The sequence below is a fragment of the Serratia sp. CY71090 genome (assembly GCF_052166845.1).
GTDB classification, from domain to species: Bacteria; Pseudomonadota; Gammaproteobacteria; order Enterobacterales; family Enterobacteriaceae; genus Serratia; species Serratia nematodiphila.
Window position 1 is genome coordinate 175,806 of record NZ_JBJNOA010000009.1, and the last position, 17,247, is coordinate 193,052.

The 17,247-nt window shown below is 61.1% G+C and carries 20 protein-coding genes; 3 read left to right on the plus strand and 17 right to left on the minus strand.

Features of this window, described 5'->3' with window-relative positions; all coding sequences use genetic code 11:
- Positions 1-9: 9 nt before the first annotated feature.
- Positions 10-528 (plus strand): flavodoxin FldB, encoded by a 519-nt coding sequence (gene fldB / locus ACJ8OK_RS17570; RefSeq protein ID WP_004931683.1) that lies wholly within the window; start codon positions 10-12, stop codon positions 526-528.
- 34 nt (positions 529-562) lie between these two features.
- Here the strand turns inward: fldB and creD are convergent, their stop codons facing one another.
- The 5 genes from creD to sdhE form a co-directional block, all read right to left on the minus strand.
- The gene (gene creD, locus ACJ8OK_RS17575) at positions 563-1,927 is read right to left on the minus strand and encodes a cell envelope integrity protein CreD (RefSeq protein ID WP_213929358.1); all 1,365 of its coding nucleotides are present in this window, start codon (positions 1,925-1,927) and stop codon (positions 563-565) included.
- An 80-nt stretch (positions 1,928-2,007) separates the two neighbouring features.
- Positions 2,008-3,426: a two-component system sensor histidine kinase CreC gene (creC, locus tag ACJ8OK_RS17580; protein WP_033632173.1), complete on the minus strand. Its 1,419-nt coding sequence runs from the start codon at positions 3,424-3,426 to the stop codon at positions 2,008-2,010.
- Positions 3,423-4,118, minus strand: a complete 696-nt coding sequence (gene creB, locus ACJ8OK_RS17585) for a two-component system response regulator CreB (RefSeq protein ID WP_033632172.1) — start codon at positions 4,116-4,118, stop codon at positions 3,423-3,425. Before creB ends, creC begins: the two co-directional genes overlap by 4 nt.
- Positions 4,118-4,540: a protein YgfX gene (locus tag ACJ8OK_RS17590; RefSeq protein WP_033632171.1), complete on the minus strand. Its 423-nt coding sequence runs from the start codon at positions 4,538-4,540 to the stop codon at positions 4,118-4,120. The genes creB and ACJ8OK_RS17590 overlap by 1 nt, the downstream gene beginning before the upstream one ends.
- Positions 4,521-4,787, minus strand: a complete 267-nt coding sequence (sdhE, locus tag ACJ8OK_RS17595) for an FAD assembly factor SdhE (RefSeq protein WP_004931679.1) — start codon at positions 4,785-4,787, stop codon at positions 4,521-4,523. Before sdhE ends, ACJ8OK_RS17590 begins: the two co-directional genes overlap by 20 nt.
- A gap of 321 nt (positions 4,788-5,108) precedes the next feature.
- Between sdhE and ygfZ the strand changes: the two genes are divergently transcribed.
- Positions 5,109-6,101 carry a tRNA-modifying protein YgfZ gene (gene ygfZ, locus ACJ8OK_RS17600; RefSeq protein ID WP_103086252.1) on the plus strand — a complete coding sequence of 331 codons (993 nt, stop codon included), beginning with the start codon at positions 5,109-5,111 and terminating at the stop codon, positions 6,099-6,101.
- Positions 6,102-6,139: 38 nt separating this feature from the next.
- On the opposite strand, the gene ACJ8OK_RS17605 is transcribed toward ygfZ, so the two are convergent.
- On the minus strand, positions 6,140-6,637 hold the full coding sequence (locus ACJ8OK_RS17605; RefSeq protein WP_004931675.1) for a DUF2165 family protein: 498 nt from the start codon (positions 6,635-6,637) through the stop codon (positions 6,140-6,142).
- A gap of 150 nt (positions 6,638-6,787) precedes the next feature.
- Positions 6,788-7,462, minus strand: a complete 675-nt coding sequence (gene trhA / locus ACJ8OK_RS17610) for a PAQR family membrane homeostasis protein TrhA (RefSeq protein WP_033632168.1) — start codon at positions 7,460-7,462, stop codon at positions 6,788-6,790.
- Between the two features lie 183 nt (positions 7,463-7,645).
- Between trhA and ACJ8OK_RS17615 the strand changes: the two genes are divergently transcribed.
- Positions 7,646-8,254, plus strand: coding sequence for an HD domain-containing protein (locus tag ACJ8OK_RS17615; protein WP_033632167.1), 609 nt, complete (start codon positions 7,646-7,648; stop codon positions 8,252-8,254).
- Positions 8,255-8,294: 40 nt separating this feature from the next.
- On the opposite strand, the gene rbsK is transcribed toward ACJ8OK_RS17615, so the two are convergent.
- From rbsK to ACJ8OK_RS17665, 10 genes are all read right to left on the minus strand, one after another.
- On the minus strand, positions 8,295-9,221 hold the full coding sequence (gene rbsK / locus ACJ8OK_RS17620) for a ribokinase (protein ID WP_015378971.1): 927 nt from the start codon (positions 9,219-9,221) through the stop codon (positions 8,295-8,297).
- A complete protein-coding gene (gene alsK / locus ACJ8OK_RS17625; RefSeq protein WP_033632166.1) occupies positions 9,218-10,126 on the minus strand; it encodes an allose kinase in 909 nt (302 codons plus the stop codon). Before alsK ends, rbsK begins: the two co-directional genes overlap by 4 nt.
- 10 nt (positions 10,127-10,136) lie before the next feature.
- A complete protein-coding gene (alsE, locus tag ACJ8OK_RS17630; RefSeq protein WP_033632165.1) occupies positions 10,137-10,808 on the minus strand; it encodes a D-allulose 6-phosphate 3-epimerase in 672 nt (223 codons plus the stop codon).
- 31 nt (positions 10,809-10,839) lie between these two features.
- The gene (locus tag ACJ8OK_RS17635; protein ID WP_004931662.1) at positions 10,840-11,874 is read right to left on the minus strand and encodes an ABC transporter permease; all 1,035 of its coding nucleotides are present in this window, start codon (positions 11,872-11,874) and stop codon (positions 10,840-10,842) included.
- 10 nt (positions 11,875-11,884) lie between these two features.
- Positions 11,885-12,871 (minus strand): ABC transporter permease, encoded by a 987-nt coding sequence (locus ACJ8OK_RS17640; RefSeq protein ID WP_004931660.1) that lies wholly within the window; start codon positions 12,869-12,871, stop codon positions 11,885-11,887.
- Positions 12,864-14,381 carry a sugar ABC transporter ATP-binding protein gene (locus ACJ8OK_RS17645; protein ID WP_442530761.1) on the minus strand — a complete coding sequence of 506 codons (1,518 nt, stop codon included), beginning with the start codon at positions 14,379-14,381 and terminating at the stop codon, positions 12,864-12,866. The genes ACJ8OK_RS17640 and ACJ8OK_RS17645 overlap by 8 nt, the downstream gene beginning before the upstream one ends.
- A 2-nt stretch (positions 14,382-14,383) precedes the next feature.
- Complete coding sequence (locus ACJ8OK_RS17650) at positions 14,384-15,367, minus strand: substrate-binding domain-containing protein (protein ID WP_033632162.1); 984 nt, start codon at positions 15,365-15,367, stop codon at positions 14,384-14,386.
- 47 nt (positions 15,368-15,414) lie between these two features.
- Positions 15,415-16,233 (minus strand): DeoR/GlpR family DNA-binding transcription regulator, encoded by an 819-nt coding sequence (locus tag ACJ8OK_RS17655; RefSeq protein WP_442530763.1) that lies wholly within the window; start codon positions 16,231-16,233, stop codon positions 15,415-15,417.
- A 381-nt stretch (positions 16,234-16,614) separates the two neighbouring features.
- Positions 16,615-16,932, minus strand: a complete 318-nt coding sequence (locus ACJ8OK_RS17660; protein WP_004931651.1) for a BrnA antitoxin family protein — start codon at positions 16,930-16,932, stop codon at positions 16,615-16,617.
- Positions 16,895-17,218, minus strand: coding sequence for a BrnT family toxin (locus ACJ8OK_RS17665; protein ID WP_072062332.1), 324 nt, complete (start codon positions 17,216-17,218; stop codon positions 16,895-16,897). The genes ACJ8OK_RS17660 and ACJ8OK_RS17665 overlap by 38 nt, the downstream gene beginning before the upstream one ends.
- Positions 17,219-17,247: the final 29 nt, after the last annotated feature.

The following is a 17,247-nucleotide window of genomic DNA, read 5'->3' on the forward strand; positions in this document are numbered from 1 at the left end:
GGTTTACACATGAAGATTGGTCTGTTTTACGGCTCCAGCACCTGCTACACCGAAATGGCGGCAGAAAAAATCCGTGAGATTCTGGGTGAAGACCTGGTCGACCTGCACAACCTGAAAGACGTCTCGCCCAAGCTGATGGAGGACTATTCCATTCTGATCCTCGGCATCCCGACCTGGGATTTCGGCGAACTGCAGGAAGACTGGGAAGCGATCTGGCCGCAGCTGGCGGCGCTGGATCTGAAAGGCAAGATCGTCGCCATGTACGGCATGGGCGATCAACTCGGTTACGGTGAGTGGTTCCTCGACGCGCTGGGCATGCTGCACGATCACATCGCGCCGCTGGGCGTACAGTTCATCGGCTTCTGGCCCACTGAGGGTTTCGAGTTCACCAGCCCCAAACCGCTGAGCGCCGACGGCAAACACTTCGTCGGCCTGGCGCTCGATGAGGTCAACCAATACGATCTGAGCGAAGAGCGCCTGCAGCAATGGTGCGAACAGATCCTGTTGGAGATGGAGCCGCTGCTGTAGCCGCTATCGGGCGCGTAGCGCCCGATTTCCCTCACTATTTCCACAGCCGGAAGCGTGGCTCGTCTTCCCCGGCCGGCGTTTCCTTGGTCAAACGCGCCGGATCGGCCACCTGATACCAGTCCAGCTTGCGCGTCAACAGCATAATGCCCGCCAGAATGGCGAACAGCAGCCCAGCCCCCAGCACCAACGCATTGTCCTCCGACTGCAACAGCAAATAGAGCACGCCGTACAACAGCAATAGGCTCGCGGCGAACAGCGTACCGCGCAGCTTGCCGCGCAGTACGGCGCACAGATAGAAGCCAGTCAGGCCGCTGCAGGCGATGCTGGCCGCCAGGTAAGCGAGAGCGAATCCCAGGTGTTCGGAGAAAGCCAGCAGAATCAGGTAGAACAACACCAGCGCCGCGCCGACCAGCAGGTACTGAATCGGATGCACCCGCAGCCCGGTCAGGGTTTCGAACAGGAAAAACGCCATAAACGTCAGCCCGATAAACAACAGCGCGTATTTGACCGCGCGCTCGGTCAGCTGATAGTGATCGACCGGTTCGACCAGGCTGGCGCTGAAGGCAGGCAGTTTGTCCTCGTCGATAATGCCATCGTCGTAATGAAACGCACTGTTGATGTTGTTGGCGAACCAGGTGCTGCGCCAGCGAGCGCTAAACCCTTGCTCCGTCACCTTACGTTCATCCGGCAGGAAGTTGCCGAGGAAATTCGGGTGTGGCCAGTTGCTTTGCAGTTGCAGCTCGCTGCTGCGCCCCAGCGGCACCAGCGACAGGCTGCTGGTGCCCGCCAGCGTCAGGGTAAAGTCGGCGTTCAGCCCCTCTTTTTGTTGCAGAGCCGCCAGCGTCAGCGGTGCGTGGATCCCCTGACGCAACGACCCCACGCCGGTGCCCGGTTCAAACGCCACCGGCTGCGGTGTTGCCAGCGGGGAAATGCGCTTGATGCCGCGAGAGTCGCTCAGCGCCACCAGCAGGAACGGCTGGCCGACGGTCACGTTGGCGCGTTGCAAATCCGACAGCTCCGGCTGGCCGAAACGCACCTTGAAGTTTAGCGGCCCCTGGTAAACCTGTGTCTGATAAATGCCCAGCTTGCGCACCTCCACATTCGGCGCGCCCTGTACCTGAAGCGACTCCGGCAGCACATAGCGGTAATGCTGCACTCGCTGCACCACCGTTTGCCCTTTCTCGTCTTTCTTCTCTTCTTGTTCGACGTAGGGAATGACAATCAACGGACCGAGTATGCGCTGAGCCCCGCTGGTGCTTTCGCTCACCTGCCCGACCACGCTTTGCCGATAGCCGCTGCGTTCGTCGATCACGCTCATCAGTTGGGTGATGGGGATCAACATCACCACCATCAATCCCAGCAGCGTGGTTATTTTCCAGAAAAGTACCGATTTCATCATGCTCACTCCTCGTAGGTAATGAGGCCACGATAAAACCCGCTGGTGAAATCAGAATGTGGTTATGTGAAGGGAAGGTGAAGTCACAGCGATAAAATGAAAGTCGCTTCCACCCCGTGCGGCCGGCGGTTGCGCAGGTGAATGCCGCCATGATGCAGACGCGCGACCTCCTGCACGAAGTTCAGGCCCAGCCCGCTGCTTTTCGGCCGTTCGGCGCGCGGCAGCGAATAAAAACGCTCAAACACCTTATCGAGCGCATAGTCCGGAATGCCGCTGCCGTCATCGCAAACGCTGATGCAATAACGCTGTTCCCGCCGTTCGCCTCGCACGCTGACGCAACCGCCCGGCGGGGTAAAGTCGATCGCGTTGTCCAGCAGGTTGGTCAGCGCCTGGCTGATCAGCAACGCATCGCCGTTCAGCGTCACCTCCGCCAACGCCTCCAGTTGCAATCTGACGCCGCGCTGCGTCGCCTGCGCCTCTTTGCCCGCCACCGTCTGGCCGATCAGCGCCGCGATCGCGAGGGGCGCGGTCTCCATTTCTGGCCGGCTCTCCAGCCGCGCCTGCACCAGCAGTTTGTCCACCAGTTGCTGGATGCGTGCGCTTTGCTGCTCAATATTGGTGAGAAAGCGCCGGGCTGTCTCCGGCGGTGGCAGCTCCTGCAACAGCTCCGCCGCCCCCCGGATCGCCGCCAGCGGGCTTTTCAGCTCATGCGTCAGGGTATGTGCATACTGTTCGATATAAGCTTTGCCTTCCAGCTTCAGACGCATGCTCTCCAACGCCTGCGCCAGCTGCGTCAATTCCCGGCCGCCCACTTTGGGCAACGGCGCGGTTTCCCCTTGCGCCACCCCGTCGGCATAACGCACCAGCCGGCCTATGGAACGGTTGATCCACCAGACGAACGCCGCCCCGATCAGCAGCGCGATCCCCAGCAGCAATGCGCCGGCCCACAAAATGCGCCGTTCGCTGCGTTTGATCACCGGCGCCATGGTGCTGTTGGGCTTGCCCACGGTAAGCACGCCGATAATATGCCCTTGTTCTATCACCGGCGCGGCCACATACATCACCGAACTGTTTTCATCCTGCGGGTCGCTGCGGGTGCTGCGGGCGCCGTATTGGCCGCGCAGCGTCCGATAAACGTCATTCCAGCGGGAATAATCCTGCCCCTGAGCGCGGCCGGCGGAATCGAAGATGACCTTGCCTCGCGCATCGGTAAGATAGACGTGGTATTCGCTGCGATCCTTGCGGATGCCGGAGATATTGGCGCCGATCGGCCGCTGGTTCAGCTGCGTAAACGCCTGCGCCAGTTGGCCATGCGCCGCATCGCCGCGCTGCATGTCCTGACGGGCGATCTGCGCCAGCAGATTGGCGGTATCCACCAGCGTGCCTTCGGTGGCGCGCCGCACGCCGGGCTTCACTTCCTGGACGAAAATGCTCAGCACGAAGTACCCGGCCACCGCCACAATCAGGAAATATCCCAGCAGCAGGCGCAGGCCAATTTTCATGGCTGGCGGCTCACGCTGTAGCCCAATCCGCGGTGGGTGTGGATCGGCGGCTCACCGGGTTCAACCGCACGCAGCTTGGCGCGCAGGGTTTTTATGTGGGTATCGACGGTGCGCTCCAGGCTTTCTTCCGCCTGCGCCCAAACGCTTTCCATCAGTTGCTGCCGCGAGAACACCCGTCCAGGCGCCAACAACAGTGTCTTCAGCAACAGGTATTCATAACGGGTCAGCGGCAGCGGCCGCTGATGGTAGGAGATGGTGGCCGCATCTTCGTCGAGGACGAAAGCGCCGAAATGGTAGCGCGCGCTCTGTTGCAGGCGCTGCTGCTTATGCAGGCGGCGCAAAATGGTGCGCACCCGTGCGCTGACCTCGCGCGGGGAGAACGGCTTGGCGACATAGTCGTCGGCGCCGATCTCCAGCCCGATCAGGCGATCCACTTCATCACTGCGGGCGGTAAGAAACAGAATCGGCAGGTCGGCCGCCTGAGCCAGCAGGCGGCGACACAATTCAAAGCCGTTGATATCCGGCAAACCAACATCGAGGATAGCGAGCGCGGGCGCCCCCTGCGCCAGTGCCTGCAACGCCGGCTCCGCGCGTTCGAACCAACGTACCTCGAAGCCTTCGCTCTCCAGCGTGTAAACCAGCGTATCGGCAATGCTGGGTTCATCCTCCACCAACCAGAGTACGGGTTTCATCAGGATTCCTCGCCGTCACCCGCCGGCGGATACAGCAACAGCTGCCGCAGGTGGCGCCATTCCTCTTTGCTCATGCAGTCGGAAGCCAGCCACAGCCGGCGGCGCTTTTTGCCTTCCATCGGCTGCAGCGTCAACAGCATGCCGTAACCCGGCATCCACGGTTTTTTCGCCAGTCGCCACTCGCGGCCGTGCCAGCTGAAACGCCGATCCGCCAGCAGCCGCAGCTCGCCCTGCACCGCGGCGATGCGCTTCTGGCTGCGAATGCACTGAAACACCACCAGCGTCAGCAGCACCAGCCAGAGCGGGCCAAAGCCTTCCGGCCAGGGCGAAATCAGGATCAGCAGGATCAGAACGCCGTGGGTTAACAGTGAAAACAGCTGGGTGCGCCAGGAAATGCGGATATCACATCGCCACTGGGCCACGGTCTTTATTTCGCGTTTGGATCAGGGTCACCATTCTCTGCAGCTCGCCGTCCTGCGGCGCGCCATGATTCATCAGCCAGTTGAACAAATCGGGATCGTCGCACTCCAGCAGGCGGATAAACAGCGCCTTGTCCGCGTCATTCAGGCTGTCGTATTCGTATTCGAAGAACGGCATGATGGAAATGTCCAGCTCGCGCATGCCACGGCGGCAAGCCCAGTGAATACGTGCTTTGTTGTTAATATCCATGTTGTTATGACTCACCTCTTTTCAGCGCGGCAGCGCCAGCGCAGGGTTCAAATGACACACTGTATGGCAACGCCGTCGCAATATAATTCCATCAGCCGGGGGGTCTGTGTGCAAGGGTGCCCTGGCCACAAGTCTATAGAGTAACAATTTGACATACACGCCGGGAAGGCGCTTTGTGGCGGAAAACGCAATAAAGCGCAAAATGCCAAAAAAAGCGCCCCCCGGCGCCGCGGCGCGAATAACAGTTTGCAAAGCCCGCCGCCTCTTTTACCATGGATCCAATACCCTTCAGGTAAGCTAAACGTTGAGCAGGAACTTACTATGGCGCATAACATTCCATTCCCACCCCGTCAGCCCTCCGCTTCCACCCATCTGCCCCTGACGCTGATCTCGCTGGAAGATTGGGCGCTGGTGACGCTGAACGGGCCGGACACGGTGAAATATCTCCAGGGCCAGGTGACGGCGGACATCGACGCGCTGGCGGCCGATCAACACGTGCTGTGCGCCCACTGCGACGCCAAGGGCAAAATGTGGAGCAACCTGCGTCTGTTCCGCCGCGGCGAAGGCTTCGCCTATCTGGAACGCCGCAGCGTGCTGGACAGCCAACTGGCGGAAATCAAAAAATATGCGGTGTTCTCCAAAGTCACCATCGCCGCCGATAATGACGCGGTATTGCTGGGCGTCGCCGGTTTCCAGGCGCGCGCCGCGCTGGCGGGCCTGTTCGCCACGCTGCCGAGCGCTGAGCACCCGGTGGTGCAGGACGGCGAGACCACGATTCTGCACTTCAATGCGCCGGCAGAACGTTTTCTGCTGGTGACCCGCCCCGCCGTGGCCGAACAGCTGATCGGCAAACTGCATGACCAGGCGGAACGGAATGACAGCAACCAGTGGCTGGCGCTGGAGATCGAAGCCGGTTATCCGGTTATCGACGCCGCCAACAGCGCGCAGCTGATCCCGCAGGCCACCAACCTCCAGGCGCTGGAAGGCATCAGTTTCAGCAAGGGCTGCTATACCGGTCAGGAGATGGTGGCACGCGCCAAGTTCCGCGGCGCCAACAAACGTGCGCTCTACTGGCTGGAAGGTAAAGCGGCCCGCGCCCCGCAGGCGGCGGAAGATCTGGAGCTGCAGCTGGGGGAAAACTGGCGTCGCACCGGCACCGTACTGGCGTCGAGTCAGTTAGCCGACGGTACGCTGTGGGTGCAGGTGGTGATGAACAACGATCTGGATGCCGACAGCAAGCTGCGGGTGCGCGACGATGCCGCCAGCCAGCTGACGATCAAACCGTTGCCCTACTCGCTGGCCGAAGAGAAATAATCCGTCGGCCGCAGGCCCCCTGCCTGCGGCCATCTTCGTTACTCGTCCAACTCCCCGTCGCGCTGCACCAGATAGATCAGCACCAAGATGATGGTGACGAAGAAGCGAAACGCGCTCGGCACGCCGTTCCATTGCTGCGACATCCACATGCCGAACCACTCCCCCCCAATCGACATAAAACCGACCTGCCAGGTAAGGAAGCCCAGCGTCAGCCCCGCTACCGCCCATTTTTTTCGGCCGTTGAAAGCGTTGGCGGGCAGTTTCAGGCCGCCCAGCAGGCGCAGGCCACCAATCCAGCACAGCAGCGCGGTCAGACTCTCCAACGCAATGATGAAAATATAACCGGCGTGATGCAGCCACGGCGTCTGTATCGAGCGGTAGCCGATGGTGGCGTCGGGGAAAAGGGTATCCATCATAAAGACGTGGCGCACGAAGGCGAAATTGGAGCCGTAGTCGGTGAGGTTACCGAAGGCCACCAGCGAAGCGAACAAGGCGATAGCGCAGACCAGCAGCGCTTTGGATAAGCGAACGATCATCTTGATGAGTCCTGAACAGAAGTGAGAGAAACGGTATGCGGGCTCAGAAATGAAAGACAGGGCTTGCTGGATACCCGAAAGAAGCAAGCGCCTCTTTTTTAAAACAAAAGAGGCGCCTGTTCAATACGCATTCAGATGTAGCGGCAACGCTTAGACGTACAGGTAGATCGCCATGAAGTGGCAGGCGCTGCCGCCGAGCACGAAGCCGTGCCAGATGGCGTGGCCAAAGCGAATGCGCTTGGAGGCATAGAAAATCACGCCCAGGGTATAGACCACCCCGCCGATCGCCAGCAGCGTGACGCCGCCGGCCTCCAGCCGCGTAACCAGCTGATAAATCACGATCAGCGACAGCCAGCCCATCGTCAGGTAGGTCACCAGTGACAGGGCTTCAAAACGGTGGGCGAAGGCCAGCTTGAACAGCACGCCGAGCAGCGCCAACCCCCAGATTACCGCCATCAGGCCCTTCGCCAGCGGCGAATCCAGCCCCACCAGCAAAAACGGCGTGTAAGTGCCGGCAATCAGGAGATAAATGGCGCAGTGATCGAACTTTTTCAGCCAATGCTTGGCCTTCTGATGCGGGATCGCATGGTACAGCGTGGAAGCGAGAAACAGCAGGATCATGCTGCCGCCGTACAGGCTGTAACTGGTGATGGCCGTCGCATCGGCGCCGGTATTCACCGCCTGCACCAACAGCAACACCAGGCCGACGATGCCGAACACCAGCCCGATGCCGTGGCTGATGCTGTTGGCGATCTCTTCCGCCCACGGATAAGCCGCGGCGACAATCTTATTGCTCCCGGCTTTCACTACGTCCGTTTTCCCCATAACGCGCAACCCCTCAAAATGCCCTGCTTTGTTCGAAATTAACGCAAAGCAGCTTAACTGAGAATAATTCCAGTGTACACGTGTACGCTAAAATAAAAATGTGAACGCGTGTAACCATCGAAATCCCCCGCCCGCTGGTCTACAATCGTCAGGCTTCAACCCACCCACCTTGAGGTTTACACCATGTCATCCGCTGTACCCGCGTTAGATTTCGGTTCAATGACCCAGGCCATCCAGTTCCTGATGGAAATCGATAAGTTAAAAGGCGTACAACGCCGCACCAAGGTACTGGGCACCCAGCGCCAGGAAAACTCCGCCGAACACAGCTGGCATTTCGCCATCGCCGCCATGAGCCTGGCGCCCTACGCCGGTGATGACGTAGACATTCAGCGCGTGATCCAGATGGCGCTGCTGCATGACATCGTGGAAATCGACGCCGGCGACGTGCTGGTCTACGATCTGGCGGCCCGCGCGGCGATCCACGATCAGGAAGTGGCGGCGGCGCGCCGTCTGTTCGGCATGTTGCCGGAGGCTCAGCGCGAGTATTTCACCGCTTTATGGCAGGAATATGAAGACGGCGAAAGCGCCGATGCGCGCTTTGCCTTGCTGCTGGATCGCACCATGCCGATGCTGATGAATCTGCACAATGAAGGCCAGAGCTGGGTAGAAAACGGCATCAGCCTGGAGCAGGTACTGGCGCGCAATGCGTCGATCGCCGACGTACACCCCGAGCTGTGGCACCATATGGAGCAACATCTGCGGGACGCGCAGCGCAAAGGCTGGTTGAAGTAAGGGAGCCGGGCTGCCGCCTCTGCGCCGCAGCCCGTCAACGTCAAGCGAACGCCTGCTGGCGTTCCAACGCCTCCTCATAACTCGGCATCGATCCCGCCGCCCCGGCGCGTTCCACGCAGACCGCCGCGTAGGCGGCGGCGAAGCGCGCCGCATCGGCTAACGGCACCTGATTCGCCAGCTGCGCCGCCAGAGCGCCGTTAAACGCATCCCCCGCGCCGGTGGTGTCTTTCGGCTGCGCCGGAAACGCCGGGATCAGCTCGCTGTTTTCCCCGTCCGAGAACAACGCCCCCTGCGTGCCCAAGGTCACGATCAGCAAACGAATGCCCTTGGCGTGCAGCACCTGCGCCGCCTGACGCGCCGAAGCCACATCCCGCACCGGCACGCCGGTCAGCAACGTGCATTCGGTGGCGTTGGGCGTCAGCAGATCGACCTGCGCCAGCAGGCTGTCCGGCACCGGCTGAAACGGCGCCGGGTTGAGAATGATGAACGTCCGCGCCTCGCGGGCGATGGCGATCACTTGTTCGATCGCCGGCAGGTTGTTCTCCAGCTGGGTCAACAGAATATCCGCCGCGGCGATCGCCGGGCGGCACTGGCGCACCTCGTCCTCGCTGACCGTCAGGTTGGCGCCGGGATCGACGGCGATCATGTTCTCCGCATCCTCGCCGGCAACGTAGATAAGCGCATTGCCGGTCGGGCAATCGCCGGTCGAGAACAGCGTCACCGCATCGAAGCCGGCGGCAGCGAGATGACGCCGGGCGAAGGTGCCGAAGTCGTCGCGCCCCACCTTGCCGATATAATGCACCCGCGCCCCGGCGCGCAGCGCGGCGGTGGCCTGGTTGGCGCCCTTGCCGCCCGCCCCCATCATACTGTTACGGGCGATCAGCGACTCGCCGGGCTGCGGAAACCGCGCCATGCCGGCAACGATATCCAGGTTGAACGAACCGAACACGCAGACTTTGCCTTTCATTGCTGGTACTCCCTGCTCAATTGGAGGTGGCGCCGGGCGGCCAGACAGGCGCCTTTGCTGCCGGTTTCATCGGTCAGGCGGCTGATGGAGATCGCCAATCCCTGTGCCGGCTGCGGCCCGCGCAGATGACGGCGGATCTCTTGCTCCAGCCGCGCCAACGGAAAACCGCGCATGGCGATCACGCCGCCGCCCAGGATCAGCCGTTGGGGGTCGATCACATTCATTTCGATGGCGATGGTCTGCGCCAATCGTTCAACGAAACGCTGCAAATCCGGATGATCGCCATGGCGTTCGAACAGCCGGTCGAACGGCGTTTGCGCCGCGTTGGCGCGCGCCCAGCCGGTCAGCCAATGGCCGGAGGTCAAACTCTCGACGCAGCCCCGTTTGCCGCACGGGCACTCGCCCAGATGGCCCGGCCAGGGAATGTGCCCCAACTCGCCGGCGGCGCCATGCGCCCCGTGGTAAAAATCGCCGTTCAGCCACAGGCTGTTGCCCATGCCGGTGCCCAGATACAGCCCTACCGCCACCTGCGGCAGCGCCGGCAGCTGCTGCAAGTCCCACCACAACAGATGGTTGACGTCCTTGTCCATTCGCACCGGCAGCGCCAGCAAGTCGGCCAACAGCGCCGCCACCGGCTGGGCATCCAGCGCCGGAATGAACGGCAGCGACAGCACCCGCGAGCGATCGCGGCTGAGGATCCCCGGCAACCCGAGCATCACCTGCGCCACCTGACGATCCTGGCTATGCCCGGCGATCAGGCGGCCCAACGCCGCCAGCGGATCGGCCTGCCGTGCCCAGTCGGCGGTCGCTATCTTGCGGTAAGCGCTAAACTCGCCGTCATCATCCATCAACAGCAGGCGGGTATTGGTGCCGCCGACGTCAACGCCAAGAAAATGCCGCATCATGTCCCCCGCCTCAGGCCGCCTGCCGCATCTGATCCAGCATTTTTTCCCATGCCGCCTCCAGATCCGGATCGAGATTGAACAACCCGGAGCTGCCGACGATCAACACTTCCGCGCCGGCGCCCATCAGATCGCGATAAGTACGCTGGTTGCAGGATCCGTCGATCTCGATCAGATAGCGCAGATTTTGTTGGCTTTTCAGATCGCGCAACTGGCGGATCTTGTCCAGCATTTCGGGAATGAACGGCTGCCCGGCATAGCCCGGATCGACGGTCATGACGGTGACCTTGTCCAGCAGGTGAAGGTAGTGGCGAATAAACTCCACCGGCGTGGCCGGGTTCAGCACCACCCCCACTTTTTTGCCCAGCGCGCGGATTTGATTGATCACGCGGAACGCGTCGCGGTTGATGGTTTCGGCATGCGGGCAGATAAAGTCCGCCCCGGCGCGGGCGATCGGCTCGATAAAATCGGTCGGGTTCTCCACCATCAAATGCACGTCCAGCAACAACGAGGTATGCGGGCGGATCTGTTCGATAAAGAACGGCGACAGCGTGATGTTTTTAACGTAGTGCCCGTCCATGATGTCGATATGCAGCATATCGGCGCGGCGATTCAGCACCGCCAATTGCTGCCGGATATCCATCAGGTTCATGCACATCAGTGAAGGTGAAATCTGGTATTTCATTAGCGTTATCCTGCGCAAAAGGGAAAAGGGATCAGTGGCCCGCCGCGATTCTGGCCTGGGCCGCGCTGCGGCGCATCGCCCGCCGCTGCCGATAGCGATGGCGGAAAAACTTCAGCGCCAGCACCGCGATCAGCACCGCGCCCCACATCGCCAGACTGAAATGCGGGCTGACGTTCATCAGGTTCAAACCGGTCGCGATCACCTGCAGCACGATCAGCGCCAACACCACGCCGCTGACCCGGCCAAAACCGCCGAACGGATCGGTGCCGCCCAGAATGATCGCCAGCACCGTGAGCAGCAGGTAGGAGTCGCCGTAACCCATGCGCGCCGAGTTGAAGCGCGCCATCATCACCAGCCCGGCAATGACGCACAGCAGGCTGGAGAGGGTGTAAATGGCGATCAACACCCGATGGGTATTCACGCCGCTGAAGTGGGTGGCGTTGATGTTGCTGCCGCTCATGTAGATGCATTTGCCGAGCCGGGTTTTCTGCAAGAACAGCGCCAGCAAGGCGGCGACCACCAGGAAAATCCACAGCGGTACCGGCACGCCCAGCACGCGCTCAGCGCCGATAAACCGCACGATCTCCGGCATGCCGCTCAGGGCCGCGCCGCGCGTCAGGTAGATGCCGATGCCGTTGACCGTGGTCATGGTGGCCAGCGTCACCAGAATCGGATGCGCGCCGACGTAAGCCACCAGCGCGCCGGTCGCCGCGCCGATAAGCCCGGCCAACAGCATCGCCGCCGCCAGCGCCAACGCCAGCCACAGCGCCTGCAAACCCAGCCCGGCATCCGCCGGCAGGTAGCTGATGAACAGCCAGGCCATCAGCAGGCTGGTCAGGTTGGCGCTGGCGATAATGCACAGGTTCAGGCCACCGCTGAGGATCGGGATGAACATCGCCAGCGTCAGCAGGCCCAGCTCCGGCAGCTGGAAGGCCACGCTGGTGAAGGTGGCGCCGCTGAAGAAGCGCCCCGGCATCAGCAGGCTAAAGGCCAGCACCACCGCCAGCAGCAATGCCAGCAGACCGACGGCGACCCCGTCCGGACGAAATTTCAGGTTGTTGCCCATCAGGCGCTCCTCAGGCGAAACCGACGTCGGTTTCTTTACGTTTCTTGTAGTGGGTGACGGTGATCGCCGCGACGATCACCAGACCGATCACCACGTTCATGAAGTAGCTGGACACGCCGATCAGGTTGAGGCCGTTTTTCAGCACGCCGATCAGGAAGACGCCCATCAGCGTGCCGACCACGCTGCCCTTGCCGCCGTTCAGGCTGGCGCCGCCCAGCACCGCCGCCGCCAGCACGTCGAGCTCCCCGCCCACCAGCGCGTTGGGCACCACTTCCCCCATGCGATACACCTGCACCAGGCCGCCGATCGCCGCCATCGCGCCCAGATAGCCATAGGCGAACAAATGCAGCAGGCCAACGCGGATGCCGATGCGCCGCGCCGATTCCGCATCCCCGCCCACGGCAAACAGCTGGCGCCCGAGGTGCGTTTTGTTCAGCAGCAGCCAGGTCAACAGCGCCACCGCCAGCATCACCAGCGTCGGCAAACCGAGCTGATAGCTCTGTTCACCCAGCTGGAACGGCAGCACGCTGCGCGGCAGCGTCCACCAGTCCGGCAATGCGTACAGGCTGCGGCCGTTGGTCAGCCACATCAGCATGCCGAACAACAACGCCTGCATGCTGATGGTGACGATGATCGAGACGATGCGCAGGCAGTAGATCAACAGCGCGTTGACCATGCCCAGCGCGGCGCCGATCGCCAACGCCAGCAAAATGCTGCCCGCCGGGCTGGCCAGGCCGTAGTGGGTCGCCAGCGTGGCGATCAGGTACTGCACCACCGAGGCGACTGCGGCGAAGGAGATATCGATGCCACCGGTCACCAGCACCACAAACAGGCCGAGGGCGAATATGCCGCTCACCGCGTAGCTTTCGCTGAGATCGAGCAGGTTTTGCACCGTTAAAAACCGATCGCTAAGCAGTGAAAAGACCATGACCGTCAGCAGCAACACCCAGGCCAGATAGCCTTCGTTGCCGCGCGGTTTCAAACTGAACCTACGCATTGACCGCCTCCGCCAGCTGCTGCTGGCTCACCTGCCCCGGCAGGTATTCGCCGATCACGCTGCCGCCGCTGAAGTACAGCACCCGATCGCAGTTGTAATACACCTCCGGCACCTCGTCGGAGATCAGCAAAATGGCGATCCCCTCCTGCGCCAGCAGATGGATCAGTTGGTAGATGCTGGCCTTGGCGCCGACGTCGACGCCGACGGTCGGCGAGTCTAGGATCAAGATCCGCGGCTGGGTCAGCACCCACTTGGCCAGCACGATCTTTTGCTGATTGCCGCCGGACAGCGTCGAAACCGCCTGATCCGGATCCGCCACCCGCACGCCGAGCTTGGCGATCCACTCCGCCACGATGCGATTCTTGCGGTAATCGTCGATCAGGCGAAAGCGCCCGCGCAGCTTATCGAGAATGGTCAGCACCGCGTTATCCGCCACCGACTGTTGCTGCACCAGCCCCAGCGTCAGGCGATCCTCCGAGACGTAGCCGATGCCGGCCTTGATCGCGTCCTCATGGCCGCGAAAGCGCACCGGTTTGCTGTCGAGGTAGAGTTTGCCGCTGTCCGGCCGGGTCATGCCGAACAGGCTCAGCGCCAGCTCGGTACGCCCGGAGCCGAGCAGCCCGCACAGACCGAGCACCTCCCCCTGATGCAGGCGGAAGCTCACATCCTGATACTGCCCAGCGCGGCTCAGGCGATCCGCCTCCAGCATCACCCGATCCTTATTCAGGCTGGGCGCTTTCAGGCGATAGTCCAGCTTCAGACCGGTCATCAGCTCGGTCAGACGATCGCCGGTGATCTCCGCCGCCGGCCAGGTACCGACTTTGTTGCCGTCGCGGATCACCGTGACGCGATCCGAGATCTCCAGCACCTCGTCCAGCCGGTGGCTGACGAACACCACGCAGATGCCCTGCGCTTTCAGATAGTCCACCGTGCGCAGCAGTTGGTTGACCTCGGTGCGGGTCAGCGAAGCGGTCGGTTCGTCCATGATCACCAGCCGCGCCTGCGCCACCAGCGCGCGGCAGATCGCCACCTGTTGGCGCTGCGCGATCGGCAGCTCCGCCACCCGTTTGTCGAGATCCAGATTGAAACTCAGCGATTGCAGCTGGCGTTCGGCGGCGCGCCGCAGCCGCGCCGGGCGATGCCAACCCAGCAACCCGCGCAGGTTGTGTTCGAAGGCGATGTTTTCCGCCACCGTCAGGTTGGGAAACAGCGACAGATCCTGATAGATCACCTGAATGCCGAAGGCGCGCGCCTGATCCGGCGACAGCCGGCCGAAGGTTTGTCCATCGAGGGTAATGCGGCTGCCGTCGTCCGGTTGATAGACACCGGCAATCGCCTTGATCAACGTGCTCTTGCCGCAGCCGTTGGTGCCGGCCAGACAGTGCACCTCCCCCGGCATCAGCGCCAATGAAATATCGTTCAGCGCACGCTGCCCGCCAAAGGTCATCGACAGCTGTTGCAGTTCGATAAGCGGCGCGCCCTGCGTTGCCGTATTGCCGGAAATCGCCATGATTACAGCCCCATCTTCACCAGTTTCGGCAGGTTTTGCTTATCCAGGCTTTCGGTGGCGTTGCCGAGAATGGTGTGCTGCTGCGCATCCACCTGCACCTTGCCCATGCCTTCGATGGCCATGCCGTCGGTGATTTTCTCCCCCTTGTGCATCATGTCGGCGATGCGCACGAACACTTCGCCGGCCACCATCGGATTCCAGATGTAACCGCCCTTGATGGCGCCGCGATTGACCAGCGAAGCGCCCTGGCCCGGGCTGAACGGCCCGATGACGCAGATATCGTTGCTTTTGCCGCGGTTGAGCACCGCGCGCCCGGCGCCGATCGGCCCCTGCGAACCGAACGCCAGCACGCCTTTCAGATCGGGATACTTGGCCATCAGATCGTTGGTGGTGCGCACGCTGTCATCCAGCGACTCCCCCACGCCGAACTTGTCGCCCACCAATTGCATGTTCGGGTAGTGCTGCTTCTGGTAGTTGATGGCCGAGTCCGACCAGGTGATGTGCAGCGGCACCGTCAGGCTGCCGACGTATACCGCGTACTTGCCCTGCTCTTTCATGCAGGCGGCCAGTGCTTTCATGTGGTTGACCCCGTGCTGCGAGGCGTCCACCAGCTCAAAATCCCAGTCGGCGTACTTCTGGCCGGGGGATTCGTGCACAATCACCTTGATGCCCGCTTCCTGCGCGCGCTTGAGCACCGGCTCCAGCACCCGGGCGTCGTTCGGCACCACGCCGATGATGTCCACCTTCTGCGCGATCAGATCCTCGATGGCGCGCACCTGCAGCGCCGGATCCGCCGCCGTCGGCCCGACCATCCAGGCGTCGATGCCGCGTTTGGCGCTCTCACTTTTGATGCCGGCCTCCATGGCGTTGAACCAGGGAATGCCGCCGATCTTCACCACCACGCCCATTTTCAGCTTGTCCGCCGCCTGCGCGGAGACCGACAGCAGCAGCGAGGCAAACAGACCGACCAGTACGGATTTTTTCATTGTTCTCTCTCCACAAGTGTTGGCTGTAATAAGGGTTTTCGTTGTTGTTATCGCGCCGCCCTTTTCGCGGCGGGTGAAACTTCAATCACGTCGACGTTGTTCCAGGCCAGTTTCTGACGAAATTCGTCGTCGCTGAGCCTATCGGTGATCAGCGTGTCTATTTCCCGGTAATGACAAATGCGGGCGAACGAGCGGCGGCCGAACTTGTTGCTGTCCACCAGCAGGAACTTGCGTTCCGACGCCAGCAGCATCTGCTGCTTCAGCCGCGCATGGTGCTCATTGCTCTCGCGGATGCCGCCGTCCTGGCAGATGCCGTGGCAGGAGAAAAACAGCTTGTTGATCACGAACTCCTTCAGCATCTGCTCCGCCAGCACGCCGATAAAATCCTCGTACTTGGCGGAATACTCGCCCCCCAGGCCGATGGTGCGCACATTGGCCTTGCAGGCCAGCGTCTGGATGATGTGCAGCGAGTTGGTCAGCACCACCAGCGAGATATCCGGCAGTTGGCGCGCCAAAAACCAACTGGTGGAACTGCTGTCCAGCAGCAGGCAGTCCCCCGGCGCGATAAATTCCAGCGCGCGTTTGGCAATGCGCGTCTTGTGTTCCGGCGCCTCGTTGCTGCGCTGGCGGAAAGATTCCCCCTGGTCTATCTCGGCGGGCACATAGGTTTTCTCCACCGCCGGCGGCTCGACGAACACCGCGCCACCGTGGCTGCGCAGCAGCAGGCCGCGCCGTTCAAGCAAGGCCAGATCACGCCGCGCCGTCTCGATAGAGATGTGGCACAGCTGCGCCACCTCCTGCACCATCACGCGGCCGCGCTGGCTCAAGACTTCGGTGATAAAGCGATGACGTTCTACAGGCAGCATGTTTCTTTTCTCCTCCACAACGTTGATTACGATATCGATTTGCCGCGCCGCGTTTTGCGCGCGGACGCAAAGCGCATCGCCCTGCGATCGGTCAACGATCGCGATGTGATAGTTGTCAAAAAAATCGGGAAGGAAATGAAATGAATAATTACGAAAGTGTGGAGTAACAGGCAGTTATGATGCGCGTACGCCTAAGGTAAACAGGAGAGAAACGGTAAACGGTCACAATTCCACGCTCCGCAGCATGACCGTTAATGACCGTTTGTGTGGTTTTGACCGAGCGCCGCAATTAGACCGCCGGCGTTGATAACGCATTACCTGAAAAAACAGCAAAAAAAATCCGGTGAGAACCTCACCGGATCGTTAGCCGCCTGGCACACATTATTCCCCGTGTTCATGCTCTTTCAACATCGCCTCACGCAACACGGCGTTCAGGCGTTTCTGATAGCCTTTGCCTGGCCGCTGAAGCCAGGCCAACACATCCGCATCGATGCGGATGGTTTTCGATACTTTCATCGGTTTATAAAAACGCCCCTGAACCGCAGCCTGCCACTTTTCCTCATCCAGTGCCGGCGCATCGGCATAATCGATGTCCTCGTCCGGCAACGCACTCAGTGAAGCAATTTGCGCTTTCTGCTCCTCCGTCAACGGCGGGAGTACGCTATGGGCCAGATTTTTGGCGGAATTTTTGCGCTTCATATCTTCCCCTCTCTTTGGCATCGGCCTTGCGTGCTGAAATGATACGCACGATCTCTACTGTATCGCCTTCGACATCCGTTTCGATCGTCGTATGCGCCACCAGCAACAGCAAGCAGGATCCGACCATGCCGATCGTTTGCCAACGTTCTTCTCCACCCTCGATCCTTTCCAACACAGCCAAATGGTTGGGATCCAGAAAAACCCGTTGCGCAATCTCAAAACTGACACGGTGTTTGTGCTGGTTACTGTGATTTTTATCCTGATTCCATTCAAAATAAACATACATTTTTGTAACTACATTTTGATTGTTATTTA

What these genes read in the sequence shown, in the direction of transcription:
- fldB (WP_004931683.1), top strand. Translation starts at nt 10, where the DNA reads ATGAAGATTGGTCTGTTTTACGGCTCCAGCACCTGCTACACCGAAATG.
- creD (WP_213929358.1), bottom strand. Translation starts at nt 1,927, where the DNA reads ATGATGAAATCGGTACTTTTCTGGAAAATAACCACGCTGCTGGGATTG.
- creC (WP_033632173.1), bottom strand. Translation starts at nt 3,426, where the DNA reads ATGAAAATTGGCCTGCGCCTGCTGCTGGGATATTTCCTGATTGTGGCG.
- creB (WP_033632172.1), bottom strand. Translation starts at nt 4,118, where the DNA reads ATGAAACCCGTACTCTGGTTGGTGGAGGATGAACCCAGCATTGCCGAT.
- sdhE (WP_004931679.1), bottom strand. Translation starts at nt 4,787, where the DNA reads ATGGATATTAACAACAAAGCACGTATTCACTGGGCTTGCCGCCGTGGC.
- ygfZ (WP_103086252.1), top strand. Translation starts at nt 5,109, where the DNA reads ATGGCGCATAACATTCCATTCCCACCCCGTCAGCCCTCCGCTTCCACC.
- ACJ8OK_RS17605 (WP_004931675.1), bottom strand. Translation starts at nt 6,637, where the DNA reads ATGATCGTTCGCTTATCCAAAGCGCTGCTGGTCTGCGCTATCGCCTTG.
- trhA (WP_033632168.1), bottom strand. Translation starts at nt 7,462, where the DNA reads ATGGGGAAAACGGACGTAGTGAAAGCCGGGAGCAATAAGATTGTCGCC.
- ACJ8OK_RS17615 (WP_033632167.1), top strand. Translation starts at nt 7,646, where the DNA reads ATGTCATCCGCTGTACCCGCGTTAGATTTCGGTTCAATGACCCAGGCC.
- rbsK (WP_015378971.1), bottom strand. Translation starts at nt 9,221, where the DNA reads ATGAAAGGCAAAGTCTGCGTGTTCGGTTCGTTCAACCTGGATATCGTT.
- alsK (WP_033632166.1), bottom strand. Translation starts at nt 10,126, where the DNA reads ATGATGCGGCATTTTCTTGGCGTTGACGTCGGCGGCACCAATACCCGC.
- alsE (WP_033632165.1), bottom strand. Translation starts at nt 10,808, where the DNA reads ATGAAATACCAGATTTCACCTTCACTGATGTGCATGAACCTGATGGAT.
- ACJ8OK_RS17635 (WP_004931662.1), bottom strand. Translation starts at nt 11,874, where the DNA reads ATGGGCAACAACCTGAAATTTCGTCCGGACGGGGTCGCCGTCGGTCTG.
- ACJ8OK_RS17640 (WP_004931660.1), bottom strand. Translation starts at nt 12,871, where the DNA reads ATGCGTAGGTTCAGTTTGAAACCGCGCGGCAACGAAGGCTATCTGGCC.
- ACJ8OK_RS17645 (WP_442530761.1), bottom strand. Translation starts at nt 14,381, where the DNA reads ATGGCGATTTCCGGCAATACGGCAACGCAGGGCGCGCCGCTTATCGAA.
- ACJ8OK_RS17650 (WP_033632162.1), bottom strand. Translation starts at nt 15,367, where the DNA reads ATGAAAAAATCCGTACTGGTCGGTCTGTTTGCCTCGCTGCTGCTGTCG.
- ACJ8OK_RS17655 (WP_442530763.1), bottom strand. Translation starts at nt 16,233, where the DNA reads ATGCTGCCTGTAGAACGTCATCGCTTTATCACCGAAGTCTTGAGCCAG.
- ACJ8OK_RS17660 (WP_004931651.1), bottom strand. Translation starts at nt 16,932, where the DNA reads ATGAAGCGCAAAAATTCCGCCAAAAATCTGGCCCATAGCGTACTCCCG.
- ACJ8OK_RS17665 (WP_072062332.1), bottom strand. Translation starts at nt 17,218, where the DNA reads ATGTATGTTTATTTTGAATGGAATCAGGATAAAAATCACAGTAACCAG.